14 protein-coding genes are annotated in these 15,337 nt (G+C 56.2%); 10 read left to right on the top strand and 4 right to left on the bottom strand.

Translation table 11 applies throughout. The features are described from left to right. Positions 1 to 4: 4 nt before the first annotated feature. The 3 genes from uvrD to corA all read left to right on the top strand — a co-directional run bounded on the left by uvrD (position 5) and on the right by corA (position 3,475). Positions 5 to 2,167 carry a DNA helicase II gene (gene uvrD, locus L466_RS20135; protein ID WP_032681932.1) on the top strand — a complete coding sequence of 721 codons (2,163 nt, stop codon included), beginning with the start codon at positions 5 to 7 and terminating at the stop codon, positions 2,165 to 2,167. Between the two features lie 149 nt (positions 2,168 to 2,316). Beyond that, a complete protein-coding gene (ysgD, locus tag L466_RS23850) occupies positions 2,317 to 2,373 on the top strand; it encodes a YsgD/CorL family protein (RefSeq protein ID WP_212743980.1) in 57 nt (18 codons plus the stop codon). Positions 2,374 to 2,524: 151 nt separating this feature from the next. After that, positions 2,525 to 3,475 carry a magnesium/cobalt transporter CorA gene (gene corA, locus L466_RS20130; RefSeq protein ID WP_020882881.1) on the top strand — a complete coding sequence of 317 codons (951 nt, stop codon included), beginning with the start codon at positions 2,525 to 2,527 and terminating at the stop codon, positions 3,473 to 3,475. Positions 3,476 to 3,517: 42 nt separating this feature from the next. Here the strand turns inward: corA and rarD are convergent, their stop codons facing one another. Next, on the bottom strand, positions 3,518 to 4,414 hold the full coding sequence (rarD, locus tag L466_RS20125; RefSeq protein WP_014172130.1) for an EamA family transporter RarD: 897 nt from the start codon (positions 4,412 to 4,414) through the stop codon (positions 3,518 to 3,520). 51 nt (positions 4,415 to 4,465) lie between these two features. Then, positions 4,466 to 4,933 (bottom strand): acyl-CoA thioesterase YigI, encoded by a 468-nt coding sequence (gene yigI / locus L466_RS20120; RefSeq protein ID WP_014172129.1) that lies wholly within the window; start codon positions 4,931 to 4,933, stop codon positions 4,466 to 4,468. A 161-nt stretch (positions 4,934 to 5,094) separates the two neighbouring features. Between yigI and pldA the strand changes: the two genes are divergently transcribed. The 3 genes from pldA (at position 5,095) to rhtC (ending at position 8,566) form a co-directional block, all read left to right on the top strand. Then, a complete protein-coding gene (pldA, locus tag L466_RS20115) occupies positions 5,095 to 5,964 on the top strand; it encodes a phospholipase A (RefSeq protein ID WP_020882880.1) in 870 nt (289 codons plus the stop codon). A gap of 90 nt (positions 5,965 to 6,054) precedes the next feature. Further along, positions 6,055 to 7,884 carry an ATP-dependent DNA helicase RecQ gene (gene recQ, locus L466_RS20110; RefSeq protein ID WP_025202782.1) on the top strand — a complete coding sequence of 610 codons (1,830 nt, stop codon included), beginning with the start codon at positions 6,055 to 6,057 and terminating at the stop codon, positions 7,882 to 7,884. Positions 7,885 to 7,945: 61 nt separating this feature from the next. Beyond that, the gene (rhtC, locus tag L466_RS20105) at positions 7,946 to 8,566 is read left to right on the top strand and encodes a threonine export protein RhtC (protein ID WP_014172126.1); all 621 of its coding nucleotides are present in this window, start codon (positions 7,946 to 7,948) and stop codon (positions 8,564 to 8,566) included. Here rhtC and rhtB read toward each other — a convergent pair. Further along, a complete protein-coding gene (gene rhtB, locus L466_RS20100) occupies positions 8,563 to 9,183 on the bottom strand; it encodes a homoserine/homoserine lactone efflux protein (RefSeq protein ID WP_014172125.1) in 621 nt (206 codons plus the stop codon). The genes rhtC and rhtB overlap by 4 nt on opposite strands. Positions 9,184 to 9,292: 109 nt before the next feature. Here rhtB and pldB point away from each other — a divergent pair, with 109 nt between their 5' ends. The 3 genes from pldB (at position 9,293) to L466_RS20085 (ending at position 12,100) form a co-directional block, all read left to right on the top strand. Then, entirely contained in the window at positions 9,293 to 10,285 is a 993-nt protein-coding gene (gene pldB, locus L466_RS20095) for a lysophospholipase L2 (protein WP_020882879.1), read from the top strand. A gap of 32 nt (positions 10,286 to 10,317) precedes the next feature. Further along, positions 10,318 to 11,118, top strand: coding sequence for a sugar/pyridoxal phosphate phosphatase YigL (yigL, locus tag L466_RS20090; protein ID WP_020882878.1), 801 nt, complete (start codon positions 10,318 to 10,320; stop codon positions 11,116 to 11,118). A gap of 82 nt (positions 11,119 to 11,200) precedes the next feature. Next, positions 11,201 to 12,100, top strand: coding sequence for a carboxylate/amino acid/amine transporter (locus L466_RS20085; protein WP_020882877.1), 900 nt, complete (start codon positions 11,201 to 11,203; stop codon positions 12,098 to 12,100). Here the strand turns inward: L466_RS20085 and metR are convergent. Next, a complete protein-coding gene (gene metR / locus L466_RS20080; protein ID WP_014172120.1) occupies positions 11,988 to 12,941 on the bottom strand; it encodes an HTH-type transcriptional regulator MetR in 954 nt (317 codons plus the stop codon). The two genes, L466_RS20085 and metR, sit on opposite strands and share 113 nt — an antisense overlap. Before the next feature lie 116 nt (positions 12,942 to 13,057). On the opposite strand from metR, the gene metE reads away from it, so the two are divergent. Further along, positions 13,058 to 15,319, top strand: a complete 2,262-nt coding sequence (gene metE, locus L466_RS20075) for a 5-methyltetrahydropteroyltriglutamate--homocysteine S-methyltransferase (RefSeq protein ID WP_032680094.1) — start codon at positions 13,058 to 13,060, stop codon at positions 15,317 to 15,319. Positions 15,320 to 15,337: the final 18 nt, after the last annotated feature.

The following is a 15,337-nucleotide window of genomic DNA, read 5'->3' on the forward strand; positions in this document are numbered from 1 at the left end:
GCCAATGGACGTTTCTTACCTGCTCGACAGCCTTAATGACAAACAGCGTGACGCGGTTGCCGCTTCGCGCACCAACATGCTGGTGCTGGCTGGGGCGGGCAGTGGTAAGACGCGCGTGCTGGTACACCGTATTGCGTGGCTGCAGAGCGTGGAAAACTGCTCGCCGTACTCCATTATGGCGGTGACGTTTACCAACAAGGCGGCGGCAGAGATGCGCCACCGAATCGCACAGCTGATGGGCACCAGCCAGGGCGGCATGTGGGTGGGGACTTTCCACGGTCTGGCGCATCGCCTGCTGCGGGCGCACCATATGGACGCTAACCTGCCGCAGGATTTCCAGATCCTCGACAGCGAAGATCAGCTGCGTCTGCTGAAGCGTCTTATCAAGGCGATGAATCTCGACGAGAAGCAGTGGCCGCCGCGTCAGGCAATGTGGTACATCAACGGCCAGAAAGACGAAGGGCTGCGTCCGCACCATATTCAGAGCTTCGGCAACCCGGTCGAGCAAACCTGGCAGAACGTTTATAAAGCCTACCAGGAGGCGTGCGATCGCGCAGGTCTGGTGGACTTTGCTGAGCTGCTGCTGCGTGCGCATGAGCTGTGGCTCAACAAACCGCATATCCTGCAGCACTATCGTGAACGCTTCACCAATATTCTGGTGGACGAATTCCAGGATACCAACAACATCCAGTATGCATGGATCCGCCTGCTGGCCGGTGATACCGGCAAGGTGATGATCGTCGGTGATGACGATCAGTCCATCTATGGCTGGCGTGGGGCGCAGGTGGAAAACATTCAGCGCTTCCTCAATGATTTCCCCGGTGCTCAGACCATCCGTCTGGAGCAGAACTACCGTTCGACCAGCAACATTCTGAGCGCCGCCAACGCCCTGATTGAGAACAACAACGGGCGTCTGGGTAAAAAGCTGTGGACCGATGGCGTTGACGGTGAACCGATCTCTATCTACTGCGCATTCAACGAACTTGATGAAGCGCGCTTTGTGGTGAACCGTATTAAAACCTGGCAGGACAACGGTGGCGCGCTGGAGCAGTGTGCCATTCTCTATCGCAGCAACGCCCAGTCGCGCGTGCTGGAAGAGGCGTTGCTGCAGGTGAGTATGCCGTACCGCATTTACGGTGGCATGCGCTTCTTTGAACGTCAGGAGATCAAAGACGCGCTCTCGTATCTGCGTCTGATCGCAAACCGTAATGACGATGCGGCGTTTGAGCGCGTGGTGAACACCCCAACCCGCGGCATCGGTGACCGTACCCTGGACGTGGTGCGCCAGGCCTCCCGCGATCGCCAGCTGACACTCTGGCAGGCGTGCCGCGAGCTGTTGCAGGAGAAAGCGCTCGCCGGACGTGCAGCCAGCGCCTTACAACGCTTCCTGGAGCTGATTGATGCCCTGGCACAGGAAACGGCCGATATGCCTCTGCACGTACAGACTGACCGGGTGATTAAAGACTCCGGTCTGCGCACCATGTATGAGCAGGAGAAAGGCGAAAAGGGCCAGACCCGTATTGAGAACTTAGAGGAACTGGTGACGGCGACGCGCCAGTTCAGCTACAACGAAGAAGACGAAGATTTGATGCCGCTGCAGGCGTTCCTCTCCCACGCGGCGCTGGAAGCGGGCGAAGGGCAGGCAGACACCTGGCAGGATGCGGTTCAACTTATGACCCTGCACTCCGCCAAAGGTCTGGAGTTCCCGCAGGTGTTTATCGTCGGGATGGAAGAGGGGATGTTCCCGAGCCAGATGTCGCTGGATGAAGGTGGGCGTCTGGAGGAGGAGCGTCGTCTGGCCTATGTTGGCGTGACGCGCGCGATGCAAAAGCTGACGCTGACCTATGCCGAAACCCGACGCCTGTACGGTAAAGAGGTGTATCACCGTCCGTCGCGCTTTATCGGCGAACTGCCGGAAGAGTGCGTGGAAGAGGTGCGCCTGCGCGCCAGTATCAGCCGCCCGGTCAGCCATCAGCGTATGGGCTCGCCGATTGCTGAAACGGACACCGGCTACAAGCTGGGTCAGCGCGTGCGTCATGCTAAGTTTGGTGAAGGCACCATCGTCAATCTGGAAGGTAGCGGCGAGCACAGCCGCCTGCAGGTGGCGTTCCAGGGGCAAGGTATCAAATGGCTGGTGGCAGCCTACGCCAGGCTGGAAAATGTGTAACTTTCAGAAAAATATCATTATTTTGTAATAATCTGCTAGCCTTATACGTTGAAGGTCAATTAATGCCCTTCAGCGTTCCGTTGCGTGTTGACGCCACTATTACTGCTGGCGTAACATGCGCGCACGATTACGCTAAGAGGACATTCGCCTTGGACACACCCAGTAGATACTGGCTCAATTCCCTGTCATCCAGGAACAACTCCTAAGGCTATCTCCTCTTGCTGATGGCCTTAGTGGTTGTCAGCGACCTGCATTATTCCCGTCGCGCTGAGTCAGGCTGTTTAATGGTCTGAAACCCAATTTGTTTCTGTGTGCCCACCGAACTGTCCGATATTTTTTGCATTGGGAGTCCCGGTCATGTTGAGCGCATTTCAACTCGAAAATAACCGACTGACTCGGCTTGAAGCCGAAGAGTCACAGCCCCTCATTGATGCCGTATGGGTGGATCTGGTCGAGCCGGACGACGATGAGCGCCTTCGCGTACAATCTGAGCTGGGGCAAAGCCTGGCAACCCGCCCGGAACTGGAAGACATCGAAGCATCTGCTCGTTTTTTTGAAGATGAAGACGGTCTGCATATTCACTCCTTCTTCTTTTTTGAAGACGCCGACGATCACGCAGGTAACTCCACCGTGGCGTTTACCATTCGTGACGGTCGCCTGTTTACCCTGCGCGAGCGTGAGCTGCCCGCGTTTCGTCTCTACCGCATGCGCGCCCGTAGCCAGGCGATGGTCGACGGTAATGCCTACGAACTGCTGCTGGACCTGTTTGAAACCAAAATCGAACAGCTGGCGGATGAAATTGAAAACATCTACAGCGACCTGGAAAAGCTGAGCCGCGTCATCATGGAAGGTCATCAGGGCGATGAATACGACGAAGCGCTCTCGACGCTGGCAGAGCTGGAAGATATCGGCTGGAAGGTGCGTTTGTGTCTGATGGATACCCAGCGCGCGCTGAACTTCCTGGTGCGTAAGGCGCGTCTGCCGGGCGGTCAGCTGGAGCAGGCACGTGAGATCCTGCGCGATATCGAATCCCTGCTGCCGCACAATGAATCGTTGTTCCAGAAGGTCAACTTCCTGATGCAGGCGGCGATGGGCTTTATCAATATCGAGCAGAACCGCATCATCAAGATCTTCTCGGTGGTCTCGGTGGTCTTCCTGCCACCAACGCTGGTGGCCTCGAGCTACGGGATGAACTTTGAGTTTATGCCGGAGCTTAAGTGGAGCTTTGGCTACCCTGGCGCGATTATCTTTATGATCCTCGCCGGGCTGGCGCCGTACCTCTACTTCAAGCGCCGTAACTGGCTGTAAACTTCAGGCGGGTGGCGTTGTGCCTGCCCGCCTCATCACCGCTTACAATCCTTTGCGCGTTCTGCGCTGGGTATAAAGGGCGTCTGCAACAAAAATCGCCAGCGCCACCCAGATAAAGGCAAACGTCACCATCTTATCTGCGCCCGGTACTTCGCCGTAAAACACCACTGCCAGCAGGAACATCAGCGTCGGACCGATGTACTGAAAGAAGCCCAGCGTGGAGAGACGCAGGCGCGTTGCGGCACCGGTGAAGCACAGCAGAGGAATGGTGGTTACCACACCGGCCGCCATCAGCATCAGATTCAACGACAACGGGTTACTGCCCATATGGCTGGTTGCGCTGTCGGCAATACCAAACAGGTAAATCGCCGCGACCGGTAATAGCCACAGGGTTTCAAACAGCATCCCGGTCTGCGCTTCAACGGCTATTTTCTTCCGGACCAGCCCGTAAAACGCAAAGCTGAACGCCAGGCCCAGAGCGATCACGGGCAGCGAACCGAAGGTCCACAGTTGGACCAGCACGCCGCAAAAAGCGAGGATGACCGCCAGCCACTGCATGCGACGGAAGCGCTCGCCCAGGAAAATCATGCCCAGAACAATGTTGACCAGGGGATTAATAAAATAGCCCAGGCTCGCTTCGAGCATGTGATGGTTATTGACTGCCCAGATAAAGAGCAGCCAGTTGCCGCCTATCAGCACGGCTGAGAGGGCCAGCAGGAACACCTTTTTCGGCGTTTTCAGCAGCGTTTTGACGCCAGACCACTGACGGCTAACGCTCATCAGCGCGATCATAAAGAAAAACGACCAAATCACACGGTGTGTGAGGATCTCGTCAGCGGGTACGTAAGCGATAAACTTGAAGTACGCCGGTGCGATACCCCAAATAAAATAAGCGGCAAGGGCGAGTAGTACGCCCTGCCGCGTTTGTTTAGCATCCATCGGGATAATCCGTTACAAAAAAGTGAATTAATTTTACCCGATTTTAGGGTTTCAACCCACCATATAAGTGGCAGTTGCGCTGGCGATATAGACCTGCTCTTCGTTATGCAATTCAACGCGGGCGACGGCAACCTTATTCCCGGCGCGCAGCAGGCTGCTGGTGGCGGTAAAACGGTTTCCGCGCCCGGGACGCAGGTAATCGACGCGTAAATCGATGGTGCCCATACGCGACAAACGCTGGCGCAACTCGTCTTCATTGATGGTGTCATGGCGCGTCAGCGTACTGCCCACACAGACCAGACCCGCCGCCACATCCAGCGCTGAGGCAATCACCCCGCCGTGCAAAATACTCTGCGCCCAGTTGCCTACCATCATCGGCTGGTTGTTGAAGCTGAGCTGGGCAAACGCTTTCTCGTAGCGCTCGAGCTCCAGACCCAGTGCACGGTTAAACGGCATATGGTAAACAAAAATCTCGCCCACGAGTTTTAACGCTTCTTCGGCGGTAAGCATGGCTGACATGAGGCATCACATCCTTATTGTTAATAAAATGTTGATTTTATGCTTCAGCAATAAGGAATTCCACTTTCAGAAACGAGGATGCAGCAGTTGTCGCAGAAGTATGTAGAATATCCGCCACATAACAATTCAACTAATTAACTCTTTGCAGGAGAACACCACCGATGCGGACGTATCTGGCCTGGTTACTGGCGGCGGTTGCGCTGCCCCTCACAGCATATGCCCAGGAAGCGACGATTAAAGAAGTTCACGATCAACCTGCCGTGCAGGGCAGCATTATCGCGAACCTTCTTCAGGAACATGATAATCCGTTCACGCTGTATCCGTATGACACCAACTACGTGATATACACGCAGACCAGCGATCTCAACAAAGAGGCGATAAGCTCCTATAACTGGTCCGATAATGCGCGTAAAGACGAAGTGAAGTTCCAGTTAAGTCTCGCGTTCCCGTTCTGGCGCGGCATTCTGGGACCGAATTCGGTGCTCGGCGCCTCTTACACGCAGAAATCCTGGTGGCAGCTTTCCAACAGTGGCGAATCTTCACCGTTCCGTGAAACCAACTATGAGCCGCAGCTGTTCCTCGGTTTTGCGACCGATTATGAATTCGCGGGTTGGACGCTGCGTGACATTGAGGTGGGCTTTAACCACGATTCAAATGGACGCTCCGACCCTACCTCGCGCAGCTGGAACCGTGCCTATACGCGACTGATGGCGCAAAACGGCAACTGGATGGCGGAAGTGAAGCCGTGGTTTGTGGTGGGCGATACCGACGACAACCCGGATATCACCAAATATATGGGTTATTATCAGCTCAAAATCGGCTATCAGTTGGGTGACGCGGTGCTGAGCGCCAAAGGCCAGTACAACTGGAACACCGGTTACGGTGGCGCGGAACTGGGCCTCAGTTATCCGGTGAGCAAGCACGTTCGGCTCTATACTCAGGTTTACAGCGGTTACGGCGAGTCGCTTATCGATTACAACTTCAACCAGACCCGTGTAGGTGTGGGTGTGATGCTGAACGATATTTTCTAGGCAGCTCGAATGTTTTTTCGTTAAACGTTGAAGTTTCTCTCTCAGGCGCTGAAAATAGCGCCTGTTTTATTTCTGGCAAATGGGGTTAACGTGGCGCAGGCGGAAGTATTGAATCAGGAATCGCTGGCTAAACAGGTTTTGCATGAAACCTTTGGCTACCAGCAGTTCCGCCCTGGCCAGGAAACCATCATTGAAACCGTGCTGGAAGGCCGCGATTGTCTGGTGGTCATGCCTACCGGCGGCGGTAAATCCCTCTGCTATCAGGTGCCTGCGCTGGTGCTCAACGGCTTGACGGTCGTGGTATCGCCTCTTATTTCCCTGATGAAAGATCAGGTCGATCAGCTCCTTGCCAACGGCGTGGCGGCGGCCTGTCTTAACTCCAGCCAGACCCGCGAGCAGCAGCAAGAGGTTATGGCCGGTTGCCGTACCGGGCAGGTTCGCCTGCTGTATATCGCGCCGGAACGTCTGATGCTGGATAACTTCCTCGATCATCTGTCGCACTGGAATCCGGTCCTGCTGGCGGTGGATGAAGCCCACTGTATCTCCCAGTGGGGACATGATTTCCGCCCGGAATATGCGGCGCTCGGCCAGCTCCGTCAGCGTTTTCCCGAACTGCCGTTTATGGCGCTCACCGCGACGGCAGATGACACCACGCGTCAGGATATCGTCCGGCTGCTGGGGCTGAACGATCCGCTGATTCAGGTCAGCAGCTTCGACCGCCCGAACATCCGCTACATGCTGATGGAAAAATTCAAGCCGCTGGATCAGCTTCTGCGCTACGTGCAGGAGCAGCGCGGGAAGTCCGGCATCATCTACTGCAACAGCCGCGCGAAGGTGGAAGACACGGCCGCGCGCCTGCAGAACCGTGGTTTTAGCGCCGCCGCCTACCATGCCGGGCTGGAAAACGCGGTTCGCGCCGATGTGCAGGAGAAATTCCAGCGCGATGACCTGCAGATTGTGGTGGCGACGGTGGCGTTCGGAATGGGGATCAACAAGCCGAACGTGCGCTTCGTCGTACACTTCGACATTCCGCGCAATATCGAATCGTACTACCAGGAAACTGGCCGCGCCGGGCGTGATGGACTGCCTGCAGAAGCCATGCTGTTTTACGATCCGGCCGACATGGCGTGGCTGCGCCGTTGTCTGGAAGAGAAACCGCAGGGCCAACTGCAGGATATCGAACGCCACAAGCTCAACGCGATGGGCGCGTTTGCCGAAGCGCAAACCTGCCGCCGTCTGGTGCTGCTCAACTACTTTGGCGAGGGGCGTCAGGAGCCGTGCGGCAACTGCGATATCTGTCTTGACCCACCAAAGCAATACGATGGCCTGATGGATGCGCGCAAAGCGCTCTCGACCATCTATCGTGTGAACCAGCGCTTCGGCATGGGCTACGTGGTGGAAGTGTTACGCGGGGCGAATAACCAGCGTATCCGCGACATGGGACACGATAAGCTGCCCGTCTACGGTATCGGCAAAGACCAGAGCCACGAGCACTGGGTGAGCATCATCCGTCAGCTGATTCACCTGGGCTTTGCCACGCAAAACATTGCCCAACACTCCGCGCTTCAGCTTACCGAAGCGGCACGTCCGGTGCTGCGCGGGGATATCGAACTGAAGCTCGCGGTTCCGCGCGTTGTCGCCCTGAAGCCGCGGGTGATGCAAAAATCGTACGGCGGCAATTACGACCGCAAGCTGTTTGCCAAACTGCGCAAGCTGCGTAAAGCCATTGCTGATGAAGAGAACATTCCGCCCTACGTGGTCTTCAACGATGCGACGCTTATCGAGATGGCAGAGCAGACGCCGCTCAGCGCCAGCGAAATGCTCAGCGTCAACGGTGTTGGTACGCGCAAGCTGGAACGCTTTGGCAAAGAGTTTATGGCGCTTATCCGTGCTCATGTCGACGGTGACGATGAGGAGTAGTCAGCCAGCCTAAAAAATGTCAGGATGGTGACTCACTTAATTATTTCCCTGCGAGTTAATTATGTTAATGCTATTTCTTACCGTGGCGTTAGTGCACATCGTTGCGCTCATGAGCCCGGGTCCTGACTTTTTCTTCGTGTCCCAAACCGCCGTCAGCCGCTCCCGCAAAGAAGCGATGATGGGGGTACTGGGTATCACCATGGGCGTTATGGTCTGGGCGGCCGTGGCGCTGCTTGGTCTGAACCTGATTCTGGCGAAGATGGCCTGGTTGCACAACATCATCATGGTTGGCGGGGGGCTTTACCTTTGCTGGATGGGCTACCAGATGCTGCGCGGGGCGTTGAAGAAAGAAGAGAAAAAGCCGGAAGAACCGAAAGTTGAGCTGGCAACGGGCGGCCGGAGTTTTATTAAAGGGCTGCTCACCAACCTGGCGAACCCAAAAGCGATTATCTATTTCGGCTCCGTGTTCTCCCTGTTTGTGGGTGACAACGTGGGGGCGGGTGCGCGTTGGGGCATTTTCCTGCTGATCGTGGTGGAAACTTTTGCGTGGTTTACCGTGGTTGCCAGCCTGTTTGCCTTACCGGCGATGCGCCGCGGTTACCAGCGTATTGCGAAGTGGATTGACGGCTTCGCCGGCGCGTTGTTCGCCGGCTTTGGCATTCATCTCATCATTTCTCGCTAAGCATGACGCGCTGACGCAAGCAGCGCGCCTACCAGCATAAACAGCGAACCAAAGATTTTGTTCAGGGCCTTCATCTGCTTAGGCCCTTTAATCCATACCGCAATCCGCTGCGCCAGCGTCGCGTAACCAATCATCACGATGATATCGACAACAATGGTGGTCGCACCCAGCACCACGTACTGCATGACCTGTGGCTGATGCGGGACGATAAACTGCGGGAACAGCGCGGCGAGGAAAACAATACTTTTCGGGTTGGTCAGGTTCACAAACACCGCGCGTTTAAACAGGCGCCCGCGTGTTTGCGTCTGGGCGAGCGTATTAAGATCAATTGAGCCTGCCGCACGCCACTGCTGAATACCGAGCCAAATCAGGTACGCGGCACCGGCCCATTTCAGCACGTCAAAGGCCAGTACCGAGCGGGAGAAGAGCGTACCCAGACCAATGCCCACCAGCACGATATGAATGCCCAGACCGGTCTGCAAACCGGCAATGGACGCCGCGGCACCGCGATAGCCGTGGTTGATGGAGGTGGTCATGGTGTTAATGGCGCCTGAACCTGGGGAAAGGCTAAGGATGATGGATGTCAGCAGATAAGCGAACCACCACTCGAAGGTCATTTGAAACTCCCGAATTGTCTGTTTTTATGCCACAATACGCTATTGTTACGTCATTTTGTGACCGGTGACGAAAAAACGATATTCCTTGGCTTACGGGGGTGGAAACCCGATGTTTCAGCAGAAAAAGGACTGGGAAACACGAGAAAACGCATTTGCTGCTTTCTCTATGGGGCCGCTGACCGATTTCTGGCGTCAGCGTGAGGAAGATGAGTTTACGGGTGTTGGCGATGTTCCGGTACGCTTTGTGCGTTTCCATGATGAGAAAAACGATCGGGTGATCGTGGTCTGTCCGGGACGTATCGAGAGCTACATCAAATACGCTGAACTGGCCTATGACCTGTTCCATCTGGGCTTCGATGTGTTGATTATCGACCATCGCGGGCAGGGGCTTTCTGGCCGCTTATTGTCGGACACGCATCGCGGTCATGTGGATAACTTCAGCGATTACGTCGACGATCTTGCCGCCTTCTGGCAGCAGGAAGTTCAGCCGGGCCCGTGGCGTAAGCGCTATATTCTGGCGCACTCTATGGGTGGGGCGATTTCGACGCTGTTTTTACAGCGCTATGACCACCAGTGTGATGCCATTGCGCTTACCGCGCCAATGTATGGCATCGTCATGCGTTTTCCGGACTGGATGGTGCGCCATATTCTCGACTGGGCTGAGGGCCATCAGCGCATTCGTGAAGGGTATGCCATCGGGACAGGGCGCTGGCGCGCGCTGCCGTTTGCCCTCAACGTATTGACCCATAGCCGGCAGCGTTATCGCCGTAACCTGCGTTTTTATGCCGATGAACCGCGCCTGCGCGTCGGTGGCCCGACATATCACTGGGTGCGGGAAGGGATCCTTGCCGGTGAACAGGTGCTTGCTGGTGTTGGTAAAGATGATACGCCGACACTTCTGATTCAGGCTGAAGAAGAGCGTGTGGTGGATAACCGCATGCATGACCGCTTTTGTGAACTCCGCGCTGCCGCCGGTCACCCTTGCGAAGGGGGTAAACCGCTGGTCATCAACGGCGCGTACCATGAGATCCTTTTTGAAAAGGACGCTATGCGCTCAGTCGCGCTCAACGCCATTGTTGAATTTTTCGACAGGCATAATTGATTGTTGTTTTACCACCAGAGGTTGAAATCCCTATGTACCAGGTTGTTGCATCTGATTTAGATGGCACGCTGCTTTCGCCCGACCATACCCTGTCGCCTTACGCGAAAGAGACCTTAAAGCTTCTGACCGCCCGCGGAGTGAACTTCGTGTTTGCCACCGGCCGCCACCACGTGGACGTGGGGCAGATCCGCGATAATCTTGAGATCAAATCGTACATGATCACCTCCAACGGTGCGCGCGTGCACGATACCGATGGCAACCTGATCTTTACGCATAACCTGGATCGCGACATTGCCGCCGATCTGTTCGGCGTAGTGCATAACAACCCGGACATTATCACTAACGTTTATCGCGATGACGACTGGTTCATGAATCGCCATCGCCCGGATGAAATGCGTTTCTTCAAGGAAGCGGTATTTAACTATTCCCTGTACGAGCCAGGCCTGCTGGAGCCGGAAGGGATCAGCAAGGTGTTCTTTACCTGCGAAAGCCACGAAGCGTTGCTGCCGCTGGAACAGGCGATTAATGCGCGTTGGGGTGACCGCGTCAACGTGAGTTTCTCGACCCTGACCTGTCTGGAAGTTATGGCCGGGGGTGTTTCCAAAGGGCACGCGTTGGAAGCCGTGGCGAAACGTCTGGGCTTCGAACTGAAAGACTGTATCGCCTTCGGTGATGGCATGAACGACGCCGAGATGCTCTCTATGGCGGGCAAAGGCTGCATTATGCAGAATGCACACCAGCGTCTGAAAGACCTGCACCCGGAACTGGAAGTGATTGGGTCTAACGCTGACAACGCGGTACCAAAATACCTGCGCAAACTGTTCCTTGAATAATCTTCATTTGATTGTTTATTGCTCAGTTGTCAACTAAAGAGTTCGCTACAATGCCTGTCCTTCTTTCTGAGAGACAAGCATTGTGGCGCTACTCATTATTACCACTATCCTGTGGGCCTTCTCTTTTAGCCTGATTGGCGAGTATCTCGCCGGGCACGTCGACAGCTACTTCTCGGTGCTGATGCGCGTGGGGCTGGCGGCGCTGGTATTCCTGCCCTTCCTGCGTACACGCGGGCAATCGCTGAAGACCATTTTGCTGTACATGCTGGTGGGGGCGATGCAGCTCGGCATCATGTACCTGTTCAGCTTCCGGGCTTACGTCTACCTGTCTGTCTCTGAATTTCTGCTTTTCACCGTGCTTACACCGCTCTATATCACGCTGATTTACGATCTGCTCAGCAAACGTCGTTTGCGCTGGGGATATCTGTTGAGCGCGGCGCTGGCGGTGATCGGGGCGGCGATTATTCGCTACGACAAAGTGAGCGACCACTTCTGGACCGGGCTGATGTTCGTGCAGCTGGCGAACCTCAGCTTTGCCATCGGTATGGTCGGGTACAAGCGCCTGATGGAAACCCGACCGATGCCACAGCATAACGCGTTCGCCTGGTTCTATATGGGGGCAGCTATCGTCGCGGTGGCGGCATGGTTTATGCTCGGTAACCCGCAAAAGCTCCCGACGACAACCCTGCAGTGGGGCGTTCTGGTCTGGCTGGGCGTGGTGGCATCGGGGCTGGGTTACTTCATGTGGAACTACGGCGCTACGCAGGTAGACGCCGGTACGCTGGGGATCATGAACAACGTGCATGTGCCTGCAGGGCTGCTGGTGAACCTTGCCATCTGGCAGCAGCAGCCTCACTGGCCGAGCTTCCTTATTGGGGGAGCAGTGATTCTGGCTTCGCTGTGGGTCCATCGCCGTTGGGTCGCTCCGCGCTCCGCACAAACGGAAGATGATCGCACGCGTGGTTCCGCGCAGAGCGAATAAACGCTTCCGTAATCGGCTGACGCTGCTCGCCATCGCGCACGGCGGCGTACAGCCGGCTCCATAGTCCCTCACCCAGGGTTTTAGTGACAACCAGACCCTGGCGTTCAAAACTCTCCACAACCCAGTGTGGCAGCGCAGCGATGCCCATTCTGGCGGCAACCATCTGAATTAACAGCAGGGTGTTATCCACGCTTTTGAGCTGCGGGCTAATGCCGGCCGGCTGCAGGAAGTGACGCCAGATATCCAGCCGACTGCGCTGTACCGGGTAAATCAGCAGCGTTTCACTGGCTAAATCTTCCGGGGTGATACGCGTTTTACTGGCCAGCGGATGATCCGGAGCCAGCACCAGACGTACCTCATAATCAAACATTGGCGAATAGTGCAGGCCGCTGCGGGGCAGAATGTCTGAGGTCATCACCAGATCCAGTTCGCCCTGCTGGAGCGACGGCTGCGGGTCGAACGTCACGCCGGATTTGAAATCCATCTCCACCTGCGGCCACCTCTGGCGGAAGTTCTCAAGCGCGGGTGTCAGCCATTGAATACAGCTGTGACACTCAATGGCGATACGCAGTCTGGTTTGCTGCGGCTCGTTACAGGACTGCAGCGCGCTGGCTATTTGCGGCAGCACCTGATTAGCCAGCTGCAGCAGGATCTCGCCCTGAGGCGTAAAGCGTAGCGGCTGGCTCTTACGCACAAAAAGACGAAAGCCGAGGCGTTGTTCCAGATCGCTGAACTGGTGAGAAAGGGCGGACTGGGTCTGGTGCAGCGTGGCTGCCGCCGCCGCGAGAGAACCGCAATTTCGCAACGCTTGTAGCGTTTTCAGGTGTTTAATCTCGATCATGAAAGTCCTTCACTTCGCCATGAACATTTTGCGCTTGAGGAATATACAGTAACTGCCAATTATGGATGTGTAAACATCTGGATGGCTAAATACGAAAAATTCACAGGGGACACACCATGACAATTCGCAATCACACTCTCGGTTTCCCTCGCGTTGGCCTTCGCCGCGAGCTGAAAAAAGCGCAGGAAAGTTACTGGGCAGGTACCTCTGGCCGTGAAGAATTGCTGGCCGTGGGCCGCGAACTGCGTGCGCGCCACTGGGAACAGCAAAAGCAGGCGGGCATTGACCTGCTGCCCGTGGGCGATTTCGCCTGGTACGACCATGTTCTGACCACCAGCCTGCTGCTTGGCAACGTGCCGGCTCGTCATCAGAACAAAGATGGATCGGTAGATATCGACACCCTGTTCCGCATTGGCCGTGGTCGTGCGCCAACGGGAGAGCCTGCGGCAGCGGCGGAAATGACCAAGTGGTTCAACACCAACTATCACTATATGGTGCCGGAATTTGTGAAAGGCCAGCAGTTCAAACTGAGCTGGACCCAGTTGCTCGACGAAGTCGATGAAGCGCTGGCGCTGGGCCACCAGGTGAAACCGGTACTGCTGGGGCCGGTAACGTATTTGTGGCTGGGTAAAGTGAAAGGCGAGCAGTTTGACCGTCTCAGCCTGCTGAACGATATTCTGCCGGTCTACAAACAGGTGCTGATTGAACTGGGTAAACGCGGAATTCAGTGGGTGCAAATCGATGAGCCTGCGCTGGTGCTGGAGCTGCCGCAGGCGTGGCTGAAAGCGTTTAAACCCGCTTACGATGCCCTTACTGGTCAGGTGAAGCTATTGCTGACCACCTATTTTGAAGGCGTGACGCCGAACCTGAGTACTATTACTGCGCTGCCGGTTCAGGGTCTTCATGTTGACCTGGTCCACGGCAAAGATGACCTGGCCGAACTGCACAAACGTCTGCCCGAAGAGTGGCTACTCTCGGCCGGACTGGTGAATGGCCGTAACGTCTGGCGCGCCGATCTGAGCGAGAAATATGCACAGATTAAAGATATCGTCGGCAAACGTGAGCTGTGGGTGGCCTCCTCCTGCTCTCTGCTGCACAGCCCAATCGATCTGAGTGTGGAAACCCGTCTGGATCCCGAGGTGAAGAGCTGGTTTGCCTTTGCGCTGCAAAAATGTGAAGAGCTGGCGCTGCTGCGTGATGCGTTAAATAGCGGTGACACCACGGCCATTACCGACTGGAGCGCCCCCATTCAGGCGCGTCGTCATTCGGCGCGCGTCCACAACCCGGCGGTCGAAAAACGTCTGGCGGCCATTACCGCGCAGGACAGCCAGCGTCAGAGCCCCTATGAAGTGCGTGCCGAAGCCCAGCGTGCCCGTTTCAACCTGCCAGCGTGGCCAACCACCACCATCGGCTCCTTCCCGCAGACGACGGAGATCCGCGGCCTGCGTCTGGATTTCAAAAAGGGCAACCTCGATGCGAATCACTACCGCACCGGCATCGCTGAGCACATCAGACAGGCGATTGTTGAGCAGGAACGTTTAGGTCTGGACGTGCTGGTGCACGGTGAAGCCGAGCGTAACGACATGGTGGAATACTTCGGCGAACATCTGGACGGTTTCGTCTTTACGCAGAACGGTTGGGTGCAGAGCTATGGTTCCCGCTGTGTGAAGCCACCGGTGGTGATTGGTGACGTCAGCCGCCCGCAAGCGATCACCGTAGAGTGGGCAAAATTCGCCCAGTCCCTGACCGACAAACCGGTGAAAGGGATGCTGACCGGCCCGGTGACGATCCTCTGCTGGTCCTTCCCGCGTGAAGATGTGACCCGTGAAACCATCGCCAAACAGATTGCGCTCGCGCTGCGTGATGAAGTGGCCGATCTGGAAGCGGCGGGTATCGGCATCATCCAGATTGATGAACCGGCGCTACGCGAAGGTTTGCCGCTGCGTCGCAGTGACTGGGATGCTTATCTGAAGTGGGGTGTGGAGGCTTTCCGCCTCAACGCCGCGGTCGCGAAAGACGACACGCAGATCCACACCCACATGTGTTACTGCGAATTTAACGACATTATGGATTCGATTGCCGCGCTGGATGCCGACGTGATCACCATCGAAACGTCGCGTTCAGACATGGAACTGCTGGAGTCCTTCGAAGCGTTCGAGTATCCAAACGAAATTGGGCCGGGTGTCTACGACATCCACTCCCCGAACGTACCGAGCGTGGAGTGGATTGAAAGCCTGCTGAAAAAAGCCGCCCAGCGGATCCCGGCTGAGCGCCTGTGGGTCAACCCGGACTGCGGACTGAAAACCCGCGGCTGGCCGGAGACCCGCGCGGCACTCGCGAACATGGTCAGGGCGGCGCAGAATTTGCGTCAGGCCTGATAAATCCGAAGCCCGGCA

It is taken from the genome of Enterobacter sp. BIDMC 30 (genome assembly GCF_000534355.1).
Classification (GTDB): Bacteria; Pseudomonadota; Gammaproteobacteria; order Enterobacterales; family Enterobacteriaceae; genus Enterobacter; species Enterobacter ludwigii.